16 protein-coding genes are annotated in these 17840 nt (G+C 42.6%); 12 read left to right on the forward strand and 4 right to left on the reverse strand.

Annotated features, from left to right (window positions below):
• Positions 1 to 15 precede the first annotated feature (15 nt).
• Complete coding sequence (locus ACEQZT_RS01145) at positions 16 to 3381, reverse strand: ABC transporter permease (RefSeq protein WP_370086398.1); 3366 nt, start codon at positions 3379 to 3381, stop codon at positions 16 to 18.
• Positions 3382 to 3736: 355 nt separating this feature from the next.
• Here ACEQZT_RS01145 and ACEQZT_RS01150 point away from each other — a divergent pair, with 355 nt between their 5' ends.
• The 10 genes from ACEQZT_RS01150 to ACEQZT_RS01195 all read left to right on the forward strand — a co-directional run bounded on the left by ACEQZT_RS01150 (position 3737) and on the right by ACEQZT_RS01195 (position 13087).
• Positions 3737 to 4867, forward strand: a complete 1131-nt coding sequence (locus ACEQZT_RS01150; RefSeq protein WP_370086400.1) for an ATP-binding protein — start codon at positions 3737 to 3739, stop codon at positions 4865 to 4867.
• The gene (locus ACEQZT_RS01155; protein ID WP_370086401.1) at positions 4860 to 5222 is read left to right on the forward strand and encodes a response regulator; all 363 of its coding nucleotides are present in this window, start codon (positions 4860 to 4862) and stop codon (positions 5220 to 5222) included. Before ACEQZT_RS01150 ends, ACEQZT_RS01155 begins: the two co-directional genes overlap by 8 nt.
• 189 nt (positions 5223 to 5411) lie before the next feature.
• Positions 5412 to 6560 carry a hypothetical protein gene (locus ACEQZT_RS01160; RefSeq protein ID WP_370086403.1) on the forward strand — a complete coding sequence of 383 codons (1149 nt, stop codon included), beginning with the start codon at positions 5412 to 5414 and terminating at the stop codon, positions 6558 to 6560.
• Positions 6561 to 6625: 65 nt separating this feature from the next.
• Positions 6626 to 7663, forward strand: coding sequence for a proline iminopeptidase-family hydrolase (locus ACEQZT_RS01165; RefSeq protein WP_370086405.1), 1038 nt, complete (start codon positions 6626 to 6628; stop codon positions 7661 to 7663).
• Between the two features lie 3 nt (positions 7664 to 7666).
• Positions 7667 to 8248 carry a YdeI family protein gene (locus ACEQZT_RS01170; RefSeq protein ID WP_370086407.1) on the forward strand — a complete coding sequence of 194 codons (582 nt, stop codon included), beginning with the start codon at positions 7667 to 7669 and terminating at the stop codon, positions 8246 to 8248.
• A 46-nt stretch (positions 8249 to 8294) separates the two neighbouring features.
• Positions 8295 to 8675, forward strand: coding sequence for a hypothetical protein (locus ACEQZT_RS01175; protein WP_370086409.1), 381 nt, complete (start codon positions 8295 to 8297; stop codon positions 8673 to 8675).
• Positions 8676 to 8718: 43 nt separating this feature from the next.
• A complete protein-coding gene (locus ACEQZT_RS01180; RefSeq protein ID WP_370086411.1) occupies positions 8719 to 9420 on the forward strand; it encodes an SDR family NAD(P)-dependent oxidoreductase in 702 nt (233 codons plus the stop codon).
• Positions 9421 to 9423: 3 nt separating this feature from the next.
• Positions 9424 to 10878, forward strand: coding sequence for an SDR family oxidoreductase (locus tag ACEQZT_RS01185; RefSeq protein ID WP_370086413.1), 1455 nt, complete (start codon positions 9424 to 9426; stop codon positions 10876 to 10878).
• Positions 10875 to 12173: a deoxyribodipyrimidine photo-lyase gene (locus ACEQZT_RS01190; protein WP_370086415.1), complete on the forward strand. Its 1299-nt coding sequence runs from the start codon at positions 10875 to 10877 to the stop codon at positions 12171 to 12173. Before ACEQZT_RS01185 ends, ACEQZT_RS01190 begins: the two co-directional genes overlap by 4 nt.
• A 203-nt stretch (positions 12174 to 12376) precedes the next feature.
• Positions 12377 to 13087 carry an SIMPL domain-containing protein gene (locus ACEQZT_RS01195; protein WP_370086417.1) on the forward strand — a complete coding sequence of 237 codons (711 nt, stop codon included), beginning with the start codon at positions 12377 to 12379 and terminating at the stop codon, positions 13085 to 13087.
• On the opposite strand, the gene ACEQZT_RS01200 is transcribed toward ACEQZT_RS01195, so the two are convergent.
• Entirely contained in the window at positions 13088 to 13429 is a 342-nt protein-coding gene (locus ACEQZT_RS01200; protein ID WP_370086419.1) for an HIRAN domain-containing protein, read from the reverse strand.
• 17 nt (positions 13430 to 13446) lie between these two features.
• Between ACEQZT_RS01200 and ACEQZT_RS01205 the strand changes: the two genes are divergently transcribed.
• Positions 13447 to 14958 (forward strand): M20/M25/M40 family metallo-hydrolase, encoded by a 1512-nt coding sequence (locus ACEQZT_RS01205; RefSeq protein WP_370086421.1) that lies wholly within the window; start codon positions 13447 to 13449, stop codon positions 14956 to 14958.
• A 705-nt stretch (positions 14959 to 15663) separates the two neighbouring features.
• A complete protein-coding gene (locus ACEQZT_RS01210; RefSeq protein WP_370086423.1) occupies positions 15664 to 16077 on the forward strand; it encodes a hypothetical protein in 414 nt (137 codons plus the stop codon).
• 576 nt (positions 16078 to 16653) lie between these two features.
• On the opposite strand, the gene hisB is transcribed toward ACEQZT_RS01210, so the two are convergent.
• Both hisB and ACEQZT_RS01220 read right to left on the reverse strand, forming a co-directional pair.
• The gene (gene hisB, locus ACEQZT_RS01215) at positions 16654 to 17175 is read right to left on the reverse strand and encodes a histidinol-phosphatase (protein WP_370086425.1); all 522 of its coding nucleotides are present in this window, start codon (positions 17173 to 17175) and stop codon (positions 16654 to 16656) included.
• A gap of 65 nt (positions 17176 to 17240) precedes the next feature.
• The gene (locus ACEQZT_RS01220) at positions 17241 to 17717 is read right to left on the reverse strand and encodes a hypothetical protein (protein ID WP_370086427.1); all 477 of its coding nucleotides are present in this window, start codon (positions 17715 to 17717) and stop codon (positions 17241 to 17243) included.
• Between the last annotated feature and the right edge of the window lie 123 nt (positions 17718 to 17840).

Below are 17840 nucleotides of genomic sequence, written 5' to 3' on the forward strand. Positions count from 1 at the left end.
AATCTGAACATTATGCTATTCATACCTCAGCGCTTCTACCGGATTGGACATTGAAATCTTCGTAACAGCGGATATTACGCTGAAGAAGGTCACACAAACCAATACAAGGATCGCTCCCACAAAAGGCATAATTCCCAATGGGGCCCGGTAAGAAAACTCAGCCATCCAGCCTTGCATCAAGAGGTAAGAAAGTGGAAGACCTATCACAAGGGCTATCCCCACTAATCTTACAAACTGTCCAAGGATCATGCCCATGATTTGCCTGGATGAGGCCCCCAATATCTTCCGCATTCCCACTTCTTTTATTCGTTGATTAAGAATAGCAATCGCCATTCCCAACAAACCTAAACTGGCCAAGATCAAAGCAATGATGGAGAAAATGGAAAAAATGGAGAGTGTTTGCTCTTCCTGAGCGTATAGAGATGCCAGCTCTTCATCCAGAAAATGATACTCAAAAGGCAGTTCGCTTTCTATATTGGCATTGTACACTGTTTCAATTTGCTCGATCGTCTGTCCGAACTGGTGCCCTTCTAGTTTTACCAAAATATTACCTGCGCCTAGTGGCTGTACAGCAAGCAGCAAAGGTTGAATTTCCTGATGAAGTGACTGAAAATGGAAGTCTCTTATAACTCCGATGATTTGAGACTCAAACTCTCTCCCACTGGCATCCTGCACTAGTGTTTTTCCAACCGGATTCTCGACATTTAATTGGTTGGCAAAGGCCTCATTGATTACCACCCCTCCTACAGAGTCTCCTTTAAAAGTCTTATCAAAGATTCGCCCTTTAACCACTTCCAATCCCAGCACCTTCTCTATACCATAATCTACCATCAGCTCTGAAGCGTCGACTCTGTTTTCAGGGTGATCACGAAGAAAATAACCATGCTGATTGAACTGACCTCCTGGCACACTGGAAGCAAGTGTGGTAAATTTCACTCCACTAATTCCTTCCAACTGAGTTTGTGTGGTTCTTAGCGCTTCAAGATCTACCCCACCTTTCTCTACACTTATTGGTACATTGAGTGAAATCAAAGCATCCTGATCAAAGCCAAGATCCTTGTCTTTCATGAATTGGATTTGATTGTAAACAATCAAACTACCACAGATCAAAATTGCAGAGATGGTAAACTGCAAAACCACCAAAGCACTTCTCAATCGGACACCCCTGGAACTTGTCGTGAGCTTCCCTTTCAATACCTCCGTGGGTTTGAATGAAGAAAGAGCCACTGCCGGATAGAACCCTGCCAACAAGCCCACCGACATGCCGATCAAAACTGCCTTCACTAAAAAAGAGGAATTGAAAATATCAGAAACCTGAAACTGTTTTCCACTAATACTATTGAAGCCCTCAAGCAACAGGATGGCCAGCAAAAGAGATAGACCCAAAGCGATTAAAGCAAACACAATGGACTCCATGTAAAACTGCCCGGATAGCTTCTTAGATGTAGCACCAAGGGTCTTCCTCACTCCTATTTCTTTGGCTCGTTCCACAGACTTAGCAGTGGTCAGGTTGGTGTAATTGATCGCGGCAATCAAAATCAAAAAAGCAAGGATGATCATCAGAATGTAGATATAGAGGATGTTGCCATTGTTTTCAAGTTCCCATCGTAAGTGTGAGTTCAAATGAATGGAACTGATAGGCTGAAGTTCGAATCTTTCTTCCATGGAAAGAATTATTTCTCTCATAGCATCGTCTACATGGATATATTCCAAACCCCATTCAGGCATTTTCGCCTCCAACTCTTCAGGGTCAGCTCCTGCTTTTAGTTTGATGTAATTAAAATGCCCGAAATCCGCCCAGGTCATCCAGTTACTTTCCGGGTTGATTTGTTTTAGGGTAACATATGGGATGATGGCATTGAAATGAAAATGAGAATGCTCCGGCATAGGCTCCACCACAGCACTTACTTCGGTAAGCATTCCATTCATGGAAAGCTCTTGTCCTATGGCACTGGAATCACCGAAATACTTTTTAGCCATCGGTTCTGATATCACCAGTGACCAGGGTTTGCTCAATGCATCTTCATCGCCTTCCAACACTTTTAACTGGAAAATGTCCAGAAAGGTCGAATCACCGAAATAGAAATCAGGCTCTTCAAAAACAACATTGGTCTTTACATTCTTCACACGAATCTTATCCCTACTCAAACCCGGCCCATACCATGGTGAAAGGGTGACAGCTGCTTCCACCTCCGGAAAATCAGCAACCATAGCCTGAGCCATTGGGTGTGGCGTCCTGGTTTGCGGGTTGTCAGACATCCATGCGATCCGATATATACGATCCGAATCAGGAAGGGATCGATCATAAGACAATTCATCCTGAACATATAAATAGATCAAGATACTGCAGGTAAAACCAACAGTCAGGCCAAGTACATTAAGGAAGGAAAACAGTCCGTTTCGTTTTACATTCCTGCTAAAGATTTTAAAAAAGTGCTGAATCATGCCGCTTGTTATTTTGAGTTTAAAAACATGATTCAAACTAAAAGACCGACCACCGTTCGATGGTTCTTTTCCTTCGGACAGATGTTCTTCCCCATAAATCAGAACGCCTTTGGACTCTCGGTATTCAGAGGGAGTTAGTCCGGTACGGCGTTTGAAGGCAGTATTGAAGGCAGATTTGGAGTTATACCCCACTTGGGTAGCAATGTTCTCAATTTTTACCTGATCGTTTGATTCATCTCGCAAAAGCATGCATGCTTCACGCACACGAAAGCGAGCAATCAAGTCCTGAAAACTGATCTTCAACGAGTCATTTAGCACCTGAGAAAGGTGGTGATTCGTTACACCCAATAGTTCAGCGAGTGCGGTGAGTGAAGCATCATCTCTCCGATAAAAGCGCTCCTCTCTCATGACCTTATCAAGCTTACCAATAATGGAGGATTTGATTTCTGGAGTAAGCGTAGACTTTTGGTACTTGTTTCCTATCGGAATGGGAGTCAAAAAATCCGATTCTTTAAAGGCTTGATAAACGATAAATAGGAGAACAAGAAGCACCAGACCGGTTATAAAATACAAATCTGTAAACCCTGAAATTATTAGCAAAAGACCAATCAGATTCAGGGTGATGAAATTGCGAAACCATGACAATCGACTGCCCGGATTAACAAACCATTGAATGCCCCGCTGTTTGGTTTCTGTTTCGACTTGTCGAAGCAATAAGATTCCATAAGTGACAACAATGACTGATCCTACTATACGATCAATCAATAGTGGTGTCAGGAATAAGCCCACAGATATTACTACCGGAATTAAATGAAAGAAACTCAAACGGCTCTTTTGAGAAAAAAAGGCTCGGGTGTAGAGATATAAGAAAAGAGCTATAAGTGCAACTACCTGCCACTGACTTACTATCAGGGAAGGTTCTAATAGTGTGATCAACAAAAAGGAATATGCTAAGACTAATTTCCCCAATTGTCGTGCAGCAGGAAATTTCATTAGTACCAACACAAACCCAAATAAACATCCAAGAAAAATCTCAAATGATGTTAAGATGAGCTGCCAGGGTATTTCCAGTAATTCCTCCACCAATCAAAAATGGGGAAATATTTTTTAATCCTAGTAGCCCAAGTGACTTGTAAAATGCCTGACTATAGGGGGTTGTCGTTTGTTTTCATTAGTCTATCTAAAAAAATATCTCACCTCATTTTTTTAGATTTATTTACACAAATTGTAATGATCAACTCATTTGGTGAATGAAAAACCTTTCTCACCGAAACGACCAATAACCTAATCTATGTCCACTCAAAAAGAAGAAACGATATTTCCCATCCCTCCGGACAAGATGCTTCAACTTGTTCTCAAAAGCATCCCAACGGCCATTTTCTGGAAGAATAGAGAAAGCGTTTACCTGGGGTGCAATGAGGAATTTGCGAAGGATGCGGGAGTTGAAACAACCAAGGATATCATTGGGAAAACTGATTACGACCTTGCATGGAAAAAAGAAGAGGCTGATTTTTTTGTGAAGATTGATCAAAAAGTAATGAGCAGTGGTAAACCTGAAATCGGCATCATTGAACCACAAAAACAGGCTGATGGAAAAGAATCATGGCTTGAAACCAACAAGGTTCCACTTGTTGATGCTAAAGGAGAAGTAATCGGAATTCTAGGAACATACAATGATATTACTGCCAGAGTTGAAGCCATGAATTCGTTGAAAAGGCATTCGACCGAGCTTGAATTTAAAAATAACGAACTGGAGCAGTTTGCCTTCATTGCAGCTCATGATTTGCAAGAGCCCCTGAAATCCATGGCCAGCTTGATTGAATATTATCAAGAAGCTTTTTTTGACGACAGCAATGCTGAGAAGGTTGAAATATTTAATCACATCAAATCAGCATCATCTCGCATGCAAGAAATGGTTACAGGCTTGCTGGAATACGCAAGAATAGGCAGGGATATGAAAAAAGAATCCCTAGATGCAAATGTGGTGCTTGAGGAAGTACTCACTGACCTGAAAAATGAAATTGACGAACGCAATGCCATCATCGAGGTTGATAAACTCATGCATGTCCAGGCTGGTAAGTTTGAATTAAAAGCAATCTTTCAAAACCTAATTGGAAACGCCTTAAAATTTTCTCGAAAAGGAGTAAATCCTGTCATCAGGATAGGTTGCAAAGAAGCAGATCAATATTGTGAGTTTTCTGTTGAGGATAATGGGATTGGAATTGACCAGGCTTTTTCAGACAAAATTTTCGTTATCTATCAGCGGCTAAATAAGCGTTCTGAATATGACGGATCAGGAATTGGTCTTGCTCATTGTAAAAAATTGGTAGAACTGCTTGACGGTTCAATTTGGCTGGAACCTGCCGAGAAAAACGGAACAATATTTAGGTTTACAATACCTTTAGGGAAAAGAGATGACTAAATCTGTACTGCTCGTAGATGATGAACCTGCTAACAATCTGGTTCATAAATTGATGATCTCAAGACTAGAGCTTGCGGATGAAATCATCGCTATGGAAAGTGCACTGGAAGCCTTGGATTATCTGGAAAAAGAACACCCCGACGTAATTCTACTCGATATCAATATGCCAGCTCTTTCCGGATGGGACTTCATGGATCGGTTTTCATCCATGAGCATAGCGGGTAAGACCAAGGTCTACATGGTAAGCAGTTCGGTGAACCCGGAGGATCGCGAAAGGGCAGTTAAAAATCACCTTATCTCGGATTTTATAGAGAAGCCCTTAAAGATTGAGAATCTCATGAAAATGCTTGCTTAAGCAGCCTGGTCTTCCGTTATTCATTGTGTGACAACAATGATCTCTAAGCAATTGCATTCAAACAAACTGCTTCATACTTAATCTTATCCTACGATTAAAAATAGAAATAATCATCAAACAAGTATTCTTCAATCAAAGAGTAGATAAAACCTATTAATTTCCTATTCGTAGTATTGCTAAAATAATATCATGAAGTACTTACTACTTATCCTATCCATAGTCATTGTATCATGCAACTCCAAAGGCGAGATTGACAAAGCTCATTCACTCAAAGGCACAACTCTTGATCTGATAAAAAACCGCTCTTACACCGAAGCAATAGATACAGCCAAAATTGCGCTTGAAATTTTTCACGATGCAAAGGAAGCAAGTGAAGAAACCGAAATGCACTATCATATTGCACGTGCTTCTGCTATGGATGGCAACTTTCAACAAGCCAGGGAATACGGCGAAAAGGGATCTACCCTGGCTAAAGAAACCAACAATCTTGAACTTGAATACAAAATCAACAATATTCTAAGCTGGTCATATTTCAGCCTGGGAATGGGATTTGAAGAAACAATGACCCACCAACAGAGGCAACTTGAGCTAGTAAAACTGCTTGACAATGATGATGCTAAAGCGATGGTTTACAATAACTATGGGTATGACGCCACGGTATCCGGATTAGTAAATCTGGACAGTGCCATCCACTACACTAAATGGGCCAATGACTTCTATGGTAAAAAAGAAAACACTCATGGTCGCTGGTATACGTTAATGAACTTATGCTGGCAGCATAGACTAAAAAATGAACTTGAACTATCGGAAGTTTACGGCATCCATTCTCTATCCCAAGCAAAAGCGGATAGTGACAGACATGCGATCATAGAAGCAGCTACTAACCTATCGGAAACCCTCATAGCGCAGCAAAAAATGGATCAAGCCGGTGAAAAACTGAAAGAAGCATATGAATTCGCAAACGAGCAGCAAGATCGGGACAAGTATGTGTTTGATATTTACAATGCTCACTACCTTGGTGAAATCGGCAAACTAGATGAGGCAGTAGAACTTCTAAAACCTGCGGTAGATTTCCTTTCTGAAGGAGAAGTATTTTATGAAATGCTTGGTCGTGCCCTTTTGGCTACTTATGCTTTCCAAATAGGTCAACATGAATTAGCCCGTGAAAACATAAATGCCTTTGATAACCCTCGAGCTAACTATTTCTCATTTGAAGCTAAAGTGATTGCAGAAATTACCCGATCTAAAATTGAAAACGATCCACACACTCTTAGCAGGATGATTGAGAAGTCAAAAGCCATCAATGCTACATATCTAACCAATCTAATGATGAATTAAACAAGCCTGAATTGCCATTTCTGTTTAATTGCCGTACCTTAATTGGCCATAATCTCTTATCACCAATGAAATCACTAATCTACCTTCTGGTTGGTCTTCTGATATTCAGTTGCCAACCTCTAAACCAAACTGAAACAAATAACACCAACAATTACCTTGACTACTCGGGCCGGGATGATGAATTCTCTGGTGGAGTGAAAATGATTCCCATTCAAACTGAAGCAGGAACTTTTCAGGTGTACACGAAGCGAGTAGGAAATAATCCTGACATGAAGTTGCTACTGCTGCATGGAGGTCCGGGAGCTACCCACGAATACTTTGAGTGTTTCGATTCCTTTCTACCCAAAGCAGGCATTGAGTATTACTACTATGATCAGCTGGAATCTGCTTACAGTGACCAACCCAATGATTCTTCCCTTTGGACAGTAGACAGATATGTAGACGAAGTAGAGCAGGTAAGAAAGGCACTCGGACTGAATAAAGATAATTTTTATGTATTAGGTAGTTCGTGGGGAGGAATATTAGCCATGGAATATGCGCTCAAATATCAAGATAACCTCAAAGGATTGATCATTTCCAATATGATGGCATCTGTGCCTGAATACAATAAGTATGCGGCAGAGGTTTTGGGACCGCAGATGGATTCGGCTGTTTTGGCTGAAGTCATTGCGCTGGAGGAAGCAGGTGATTATGGTAATCCAAGATATGCTGAACTACTCTATAGCAATTATTATACTGAACATGTCTTGCGAATGCCTCTGGCCGAGTGGCCTAACCCTGTCAATCGTGCATTTGCCGGTCTCAATCATGACCTTTATGTGACCATGCAAGGCCCCAGTGAATTTGGGATCAAAGGTGGAGCTAAACTCGAAAACTGGGACATCACTAATCAGCTACCAAACATCACTGTCCCTACGCTATCCATCGGGGGAGCATACGATACCATGGATCCGGAGCACATGAAAATGATTGCCAAGAGTGTACAAAATGGTCAATACCTTCATTGCCCCAATGGCAGTCACCTGGCCATGTATGACGATCAACAAACCTACTTTGAGGGATTGATTAAGTTCATTAAAGATGTAAATGGTAAATCTCAATAATAAATGAACCCAAAAGTCAACTGGTTTTTTGAGAAGGATACGCAATGGAAAAAGGAATATGAACTGTTAAGGCAGATTATATTGGATTGTGAACTGACAGAAGAGTTGAAGTGGGGACATCCATGCTATACTTATAAGAGCAATAACATTGTCCTAATCCATGGTTTTAAAGATTATTGCGCCCTGCTTTTTCACAAAGGTGCGTTACTCAAAGACTCTGAAAATATTCTTGTTCAGCAAACAGAAAATGTACAATCTGCCAGACAGATACGCTTTACAAATGCTAAGGATATTGGCAGTCTGCGTGCACATATAAAAGCCTACATCTATGAGGCAATAGAAGTAGAAAGAGCCGGACTAAAGGTAGCAATGAAAAAGACGGATGAGTTTCCCATGCCTGAAGAACTGGAAACCAAGTTTGAAGAAGAACCGGAATTTAAAGCGGCTTTCGAAGCATTAACTCCAGGTCGTCAAAGAAGCTACCTCCTACACTTCTCACAAGCCAAGCAGTCAGCTACACGATCCTCAAGAATTGAAAAAGCAAAAGCTAAAATCTTTGAAGGCAAAGGGTGGAATGAACGGTGAGAGCGAAACAATTGGGTTTGCTAAATTCACCGCTAAATAGCTATCGATGAACATTGAAAACCTCACCATTCGCAGACTCTTTTTAATTGATGCCATAGGTGCAGCTTTGTCTGCAATCTTGTTAGGATTTGTGCTCGTATCCTATCAGGAGCTTATCGGCATGCCTGTTTACATTCTTCGCATTCTTGCGGGTATAGCCGTGCTCTTTTTCATTTATTCCATTTCCTGTTACCTCATCAACGCTGTAGATCTAAAAGTTCGCCTTCGAACCATCGCCATTGCCAACTTCCTGTATTGCATCGCTACCCTTATTTTGATGGTTGTGTATTTTGATGAGCTGACTCTTTTGGGCGTGTCTTATTTTTTATTGGAAATCGTGATCATCACAGGTTTAGGCAGACTCGAATTCAAGTCTACGCTGAATTAACCTTTGTATTCAAACCTTCTATTGCAATACTGGTTATAAACACATGACCAAAAATTACATAGTTGTCGGAGGTAGCTCTGGCATAGGATTCGGACTAACGAAGCAACTGGCCGAACAAGGGCATCATGTCACCGTACTTTCCAGAAGCAAAGGTGAGTTGGAATCTCTATCAAGTGTAACCCACATCGAATACGATGTGAGAAGTGAATCAAGTCCGGAAATCAATTTGGACTCCATCGATGGCTATGCGTATTGCCCCGGCACGATCAATCTAAAGCCATTTCATGGATTGAAGCTCAAGGATTTCTTGGAAGATTTTGAACTCAATGTGATGGGCGCAATCAGAACGTTGCAGCCCCTAATCAAGCAACTCAAGCAAAACAAAAATTCATCCGTCCTATTTTTTAGTACGGTGGCAGTACAGCAGGGCATGCCCTTCCACTCATCTGTGGCGACAAGCAAAGGTGCTCTTGAAGGGCTCACTCGCTCACTGGCGGCTGAACTGGCACCTCATGTCCGGGTAAACTGCATCGCTCCATCTATCACAGACACTCCGCTGGCGGGCAGAATACTATCCACTGATGAGAAAAAACAATCTTCCGGCAAGCGGCATCCATTAAACAGGGTAGGAACCGCAAAAGAGGTAGCAAGATTGGCTACCTTTCTCCTATCGGACGAATCCAGCTGGATGACAGGACAAATCATCGGTCTGGATGGTGGGATGTCTGCAGTTAGACCGCTTTAAACCATGAAAATATTACTTACAGGATCTACCGGATACATTGGCCGCCGATTGCTTCCTGACCTGGTCAACGCCGGACATCATGTCGTTTGCCCGGTCCGAGATAGTCGTCGATTCGATTATGAAGATTTCAGTGAGGATTTTTTAAAATCTGTTGAAGTGATCGAGTGTGACTTCCTGAACCCGGAGAGCCTAGCCAAACTACCCAAGTACATAGATGCTGCCTACTACCTCATCCATTCGCTTACTTCAGACAGCAAGGAATTCAGCAGTCTGGAAGCTCAGACCGCAGAACATTTCAACACGTACATCATTGCCAGCACGGCTAAACAAGTAATCTATCTGGGCGGCATTGCCAACGATGAGCAACTCTCTGATCACCTGTCCTCCCGACAAAATGTGGAGACCATCCTGAAAAAATCAGAAGTATCCCTTACGGTACTTCGCTCAGCAATCATCATAGGCTCGGGAGGAGCCTCTTTCGAAATCATTCGCGATCTGGTAGAAAAACTACCGATCATGATTGCTCCCAAATGGCTCAATAGCAGGTGTCAACCGATAGGAATCGCCAATGTAATGGAATATCTCATCGGTGTATTGGGAAATGAAAAAGCACTCAATCGAACGTTTGACATTGGAGGCAAGGATATCCTCACTTACAAACAGATGCTCCTGCAGTTTGCAGAAGTCAGAGGTCTGAGGCGTTTTATCCTTACGGTACCCGTTTTAACCATCAAACTATCATCCTTATGGCTTTACCTGGTGACCTCCACATCGTATCGGCTTGCAAGAAACCTGGTAGACAGCATGAAAAATGAGGTGATCGCCCGAGATGCATCCATTAATGCAGTAGTTAAAATCAAGAAACTCAGCTATAAGGAATCGTTGGAGCGAACGTTTTTAAAAATCGATCAAAAGCAAATCGTGTCCAGCTGGAAGGACGCCTTCTCCGACCCAAATTTCAACCAGACTTTTTTACAACAACTGGAGGCTCCCAAGCATGGGTGCTTCAAAGACATCAAAACCTGTGCTTTCGAAAGAAACCCCAAGGAAGTAATTGACAATGTATGGGCGATTGGCGGAGATCGAGGCTGGTACTATGGTAACTGGCTGTGGGAAGTACGAGGCTTCATCGACAAGTTGGTTGGAGGTGTGGGCTTAAGAAGAGGCCGGAGAAGCCCTAATGATCTCAAAGGAGGTGATGCGCTGGATTTCTGGCGTGTGCTCTATGCCAATAAAGAAGAAGGCCGTTTGCTACTCTTCGCAGAAATGAAATTACCCGGTGATGCGTGGCTGGAATTTAAAATAAAAAAGCAGGGAAATACAAACACATTCATACAAACAGCCACATTCAGACCTTTAGGATTGTGGGGTAGACTTTACTGGTATTTAGTACTCCCTTTTCATGGATTTATTTTTAAAAACATGGCCAAAAACCTGATTAGCTACACATCAAAATGAATAAAGAAACAGTAACCATATTCTGGTTTAGAAGAGACCTCAGACTGGAAGACAATGCGGGCCTATTCCATGCGCATCAGGAAACATCTCCGGTGCAGCCTGTTTTCATTTTCGACACCACCATTCTGGAAGATCTTCCGGAAAAAGATGCACGCGTTGAGTTCATCCATCAGGAGATTCAACGATTACAAGATGAGATCACAATGCAGGGAGGATCATTGGATGTGCGCATTGGCAAACCCATCCAGGTATGGAAAGAGCTGCTCAGTGATTATGACATTAAAGCAGTTTGGACAAACGATGATTATGAACCTTACGCCAGGGAAAGGGATCACAAAGTTTACGAATTGCTTCATGAAAATGGCATTGGATTCAAGCGGCAAAAAGATCATGTTATTTTCGAAAAGGATGAAGTAGTTAAAGACAATGGCGATCCGTATGTCGTGTACACTCCATATAGCAGACTCTGGAAAACAAGACTGACAGATGATGATATTTCAGCATTCCAATCAGCTGAAACAAACCACTGGAATCAGTCAAAACCGAAACAAATTCCAAGTCTTGAAAAGTTAGGTTTCACGCAAACGAAAATCGAATTTCCTGACCGGAATTTGAATGAAAGTGTCGTGGCAAAATACGATGAAACCAGAGACATTCCAGCCATCCGTGGAACAAGCCGAATGAGCCTCCACTTGCGCTTCGGAACAGTGAGTATTCGTTCGCTTGTCAGGCAGTCAAAAGCACTCAATGAGAAGTATCTCAATGAGCTGATTTGGCGAGACTTTTACCAGGCAATTTTATGGCATTTTCCGGAGGTTGTAGATCAGAATTTCAATAGAAAATACGACGATGTAAAGTGGCGAAATGATGAAGAAGAATTTGAAAAATGGAAGAAGGGAAAGACCGGATATCCAATTGTAGATGCAGGCATGAGAGAGCTGAATACTACTGGCTTCATGCACAATAGAGTTCGAATGATTGTAGCAAGTTTTCTTACCAAACACTTGCTCATCGACTGGCGTTGGGGCGAAGCATATTTTGCTGAAAAACTGCTAGACTATGAGCTAGCCAGTAACAACGGTGGATGGCAATGGGCAGCCGGAACCGGCGTGGACGCCCAACCGTATTTTCGGATTTTCAATCCCTATTCGCAGACGGATAAGTACGACAAAGACAGAAAATATATCAATAAGTGGATACCCGAAATAGATACTAAATATTACCCCGATCCCATAGTTGATCATAAGTATGCAAGGGAGAGATGCTTGCAGGCTTACAAGAGTGCATTGGAGTAAAATAGTGTTAAAAACTAAATATATTAGTAATATTTTAAATAATTCTTTAACAAAAAGATATTCAGATACTTAGACTAACTTATTACGGGTAAAGCTTTTATCTCTATACGTCTTAAAACACATTTAAGTAATGATTTTATGGATAGAGTCTCATGACAGGTTTCTAGCACAAATTTTGTAGCTTACATTTGAAATTTACTCACATGACAAAGCAGAACTTACTCCCTACTATCCTACTCTCACTTTCTATTATTGCAGCCGGATTCTTTATTGGTCAGACGTATGTCGCTGGCAAAAAACTGGATCGGACAGTTGTCGTAAAAGGACTCGCCGAGCGCGAGGTTCAGGCTGACATTGCAACATGGCCAATGGAGCTTACCGTCTCTGGTAACGAACTGGGACAGCTTCAAAAAACATTGGAACAGCAGACAAAAATCCTTCAGGACTTCTTCATAAATCTTGGCTTTACTCAGGACGAATTGACGGTGGGTGCTCCAACAATTCAGGACAACAGGGCGTTGCTATACGGAGGACAAAATGCTTACAACCAGGATCGTTATATTGCCAAGGTAGACTTTAACTTACGAACAACGAAATTGGATAAAATGAGTGATGCCATGTATAAGGTACCAAGCATCATTGGACAAGGGCTGGTGATCGGATCGAAAAACACGTGGCAGCCGGTGCAATACCTCTACACAAAACTCAATGATATCAAACCTGAAATGATCGAAGAAGCAACCAAAAATGCACGTGAGGCAGCAGAGAAATTTGCTCGTGATTCAGGCTCCAAAGTGGGTAAGTTAAAGTCAGCAAATCAGGGGCTATTCTCAATCATGGATTTGGATCCAAACTCAGGTGTGATGAAGAAAGTAAGGATCGTTTCAACGCTTGAATTTTACATTGAGGACTGATCAGCTCACCAGCTCGATCCGCAACCCAACACCCAGCATTTTTTCTCCATTTACCCACTTGGCTGTGACATGGATTTCTGTTTCATGGTCAAGGGCTGGCTTGATGGTTTCTGCCATTTCTTTGTTGAGATAACCTATTTGATTTCCGTGCTTGGACAGCACTTTGATGGCATTGGGATCGTAGGGATTGTCCGGCTCGGTAGCCAGCGTCAACTTATCATCTTCTGCTACCTCCTGTCTAATGATTTCCTGACGAGAAATTCCATCTGCATTATCTTTAGACACACCAACCACTTTGGTTTCGTAAACAAAGACCGAAGGAATTTTAATGATTTTAGCCACATAACAAATTTACTGATATGCGCATTATTTCTATGCTTGCTCTCCTGCTTACTTTCTCATTACAAGCGCAGGATATCAACCGACTTACAGACCAGCACATCGAAGAGAATGGTGTACAGATTATTCAGGATTTCAAGGCACTGCTCTCCATTCCCAATGTGGCGTTCGACCTACCTAACATCAACAAAAATGCTGAGTACATGGTAGCCGAACTGGAGAAGCGCGGCGTGCAATCCAAACTCCTGAGAATGGTTGGCACCCCTCCCATCGTATATGGATACTATCCGGTAAAGGGAGCTAAGCGTACCATCGCTTTTTATGTACACTATGATGGGCAGCCGGTGGATAAAACCAACTGGACCAATGACCCTTGGGAGCCAACCTACTACAATAAGGCCATTTTTGAAGGCGGTGAACCGATGGATTTTCCTACTTCTTTTGATCAAATCAGTGAAGACCATCGGATCTATGCACGCTCGGCCGGAGATGACAAGGCCCCTATCGTTACAATTCTATCTGCTCTGGATATGATCCAGGCAAACAAACTTAAGGTGACATCCAACCTTGTTTTCTTTTTCGAAGGACAAGAAGAAGCCGGATCCCGACAACTCCAGCAATACCTGAATGATAATCGTGAATTGGTAGACGAAATAGATTTATGGCTATTCTGTGATGGCCCGATTCATCAGTCCAGGCGTCCACAGTTAGTGTTTGGAGTACGAGGAGTGACGGGCATGGAAATAACTACATACGGCCCGAATCGACCTCTACACAGTGGGCATTACGGAAACTGGGCGCCTGTACCCGGACAGCTACTTTCAAACCTCATTGCGAGCATGAAAGATGAGGACGGGAATGTGATCATAGATGGATTTTATGATGATGTAGAGCCCCTGAGTGATCTGGAACAACAAGCTCTGGCCAACATCCCATTGATTGATGAAAGCCTGAAAGCGGAGTTAGGCATCAATGATCCAGAGGGAACCGAATCATACAATGAGCGACTGTTACTTCCATCTTTAACAATCAAAGGGCTGAGTAGTGGGAATACCGGAAAGCTGGCAAGAAACGTAGTTCCTGCCACTGCCACCGCAGCTATTGGCATGCGTCTGGTGAAAGGATGCGATCCGGAAAAGCAAAAAGATTTGGTGGAAGCTCATATCCGCAAGCAAGGCTTTCATATCGTTCGTGAAGACCCTGATCAGGAAACGCGCATGAAGTATCCGAAGATCGCCAAGGTGACCCGTTCGGACGGGTATCCTGCAGCCAGGACTTCCATGGATTTGCCGATCATTCAGGAGGTGATAGCCAGCACAAAAGTGGTTGCCGGAGAAGATTTGATTTTACTACCCACACTGGGTGGCTCACTCCCGCTCTACCTGTTTACTGATGAGCTGCAAAAGCCTGCCATCATTGTTCCGATTGCCAACCATGACAACAATCAGCATGCAGAAGATGAAAACATGCGCATTGGAAACCTTTGGTATGGCATCAAGCTCATGGGAGCACTGATGACGATGGAAAAGTGATTGTCGTATTCGATAAACTCAGACTGACAGTGGAAGGTACTACTATGACTAGCGCGTGTCATCCTGAGCCCGTCGAAGGGTGTGGGATGTGCGGAGACAATTCTAATCATGCAATGTCGTCTTCGATAAACTCAGACTGACAGAGGAAAGTACTACTATGACTAGCGCGTGTCACCCTGAGCCCGTCGAAGGATGTGGGTGTGCGTAGACAATTCTAATACTACAATGTCGTCTTCGATAAACTCAGACTGACAATAGAGATTCTAACTGAATTGAGCATGTCATCCTGAGCCCGTCGAAGGGTGTGGGGTGTGCGTTGGCAACTATAATCATGCAATGTCGTCTTCGATAAACTCAGACTGACAATGGAAAGTACTACTATGACTAGCGCGTGTCATCCTGAGCCTGTCGAAGGGTGTGGAATGTGCGTAGGCAATTAAATGCTGCAATGTCGTCTTCGATAAACTCAGACTGACAATAGAGATTCTAACTGAATTGAGCGTGTCATCCTGAGCCTGTCGAAGGGTGTGGGGTGTGCGAAGGGAATTAAAAAAAAATTAGGTAATGTCGTCTTCGATAAACTCAGACTGACATGGAAAGAACTGAAAAACTGTGCGTCTTCGATAAACTCAGACTGACAATTAAGATCCAACTGACAGGCTCAGACTGACCGACACCATTTATATTTGAAAAAAATTCAACCCAATGTACACATTCCTACTTCACCTACACTCCGGCCTTCGGTGGCTCATCCTTGTTGCCGTGGTAATTGCAATTCTTAAATCCCTCATCGGACTCTTCGGCGGGGGTGAGTACAAAAAGTTTGACAAGATCGTGGCGGTGGCATTCGTAGGTATGATGCACCTTCAGCTGCTCACGGGGCTTATTCTCTATTTTATCTACAGCCCATACATCACGTACAACATGGGTGATGCGGTCTCACGCTTCTGGTCGGTAGAACATATCGCTTTGATGGTGTTTGCCGTGGCGGCTGCTCAGGTGGGGCGCTCCATCAGCAAGAAAACTCAGGATGCACAGGTGAAGTTCCGCTTTCAGGCTATCTTCTTCACCATCTCACTTGTGCTGATGGTATTGGGTATTCCGTGGAATAGAGTTTAGGAGTAGTTGCAAGTTTAGCACTCAATTGAGCGTGTCACCCTGAGCCTGTCGAAGGATGTGGGTAAAGGGCGGAGTAAGACTTGAATAGAACAATGTCGTCTTCGATAAACTCAGACTGACATGGAAAAAAACTACTGCACTGTGCGTGTCATCCTGAGCCTGTCGAAGGGTGTAGGGTGTGCCTAGGCAATTCTATTTCTACAATGTCGTCTTCGAGAGCCTCAGACTGACAGTAAAGAAATTTATTTAAATAAGCGTGTCACCCTGAGCCTGTGTCGAAGGGTGTGGACTTTGCGTAGGCAATTAAAAAAAATTAGGTAATGTCGTCTTCGATAAACTCAGACTGACAGTAAAGAAATTTATTTAAATAAGCGTGTCATCCTGAGCTTGTCGAAGGATGTGGGTATGTGTAGACAATTCTAATACTACAATGTCGTCTTCGATAAACTCAGACTGACAAAGAGATTCTAACTGAATTGAGCGTGTCACCCTGAGCTTGTCGAAGTGTGTGGAATGTGCGTAGGCAATTAAAAAAAATTAGGTAATGTCGTCTTCGATAAACTCAGACTGACAATGCTATCCAACCAAAAACTCATAAATCTCCTCCCACCCTTTCGGTTTCAGCTCTGCCTCTGTTTCATTGTCTGAATAAGCTGAAGTCAAATAAATCGCCTTGCAGCCCAGATTACGCGCCAACTGCACATCCGTGGCGCGATCACCAATTACGTAGGAGTTTTCCAGATCGTAATTTCCTTTCATGTACTCAGTTAGCATACCTGTACCCGGCTTCCGATTGGGGTGATTGTCTTTTTCGTAGTGCTCATCGATGTGTACGGCATCAAAGTGGATGCCTTCTGTTTCCAGCAAGCGCATAATGAAATTATGTACTGGCCAAAACTCATGATCAGGAAAGGCCTCCGTACCCAGCCCGTCCTGGTTGGTGACCATCACAAATTTGTAGTTCGTTTCTTTTTTGATCTTCTTCAGGTAGTACAGGGCCTCCGGCAGGAAGTCCAGCTTCTCGATGGTCTCAATCTTCTCATCATCCGTCTCCTGGATGATGGTGCCGTCACGGTCAATAAATAGGATCGGTTGCATGCTGCGAAGATAAGCTCACAATTGGTCAAAATGATACCCGACCCTTGAAGCCTGACGACAAAAGTTTATTCTTGGTTGATATTCTTAGCTTGAATTTTAATCAGGGAGAGGATTAAAAAGATGAGAGAAGCACATTCGAGTAAAATTCTTCCCCAGTGCCAGTAACTCCAGGTGACCAATTCCTTTTTTAACGCTATTTCAGAGAGAGAAGCCTGATAGAACAATTCATTTGCATCCTTGAAATAGATATAAAAACAAGCAATAAATAGAATTGCAAAAAAGGAAGAACTTAGAGCAAGTTTCAGCGCATTCGAGTCTACCTGCTTACAATAAATCGAAATTGAAATAGGAATTAGAGCAGCAATTATGGTCAGTATTGTATAAAATCGACCAATAGAAGGGCCAAAATGTTTGTAGTACGAATAAAAATCACTTGCAGGTAAAGATTTCCAATACGGAACAAGAAGAACTCCTTCAGTGATCTGACTCCCTATGAAAATGGAAAATATAGCAACTGAGGTATACGATACAAATCGTTTCATACTGATTTTGGCTTCTTCTTAATAAAAGTCAAATCTAAAGAAACCGAATTGACTTGAGTAAAGTGAAAAGGCAAGCAAGGCAAAGTTTCTGCCTTTCAGAACCACACGTCTTTGCTCCCGAAA

Source organism: Ekhidna sp. (assembly GCF_964218185.1).
In the GTDB taxonomy this organism is placed as follows: Bacteria; Bacteroidota; Bacteroidia; order Cytophagales; family Cyclobacteriaceae; genus Ekhidna.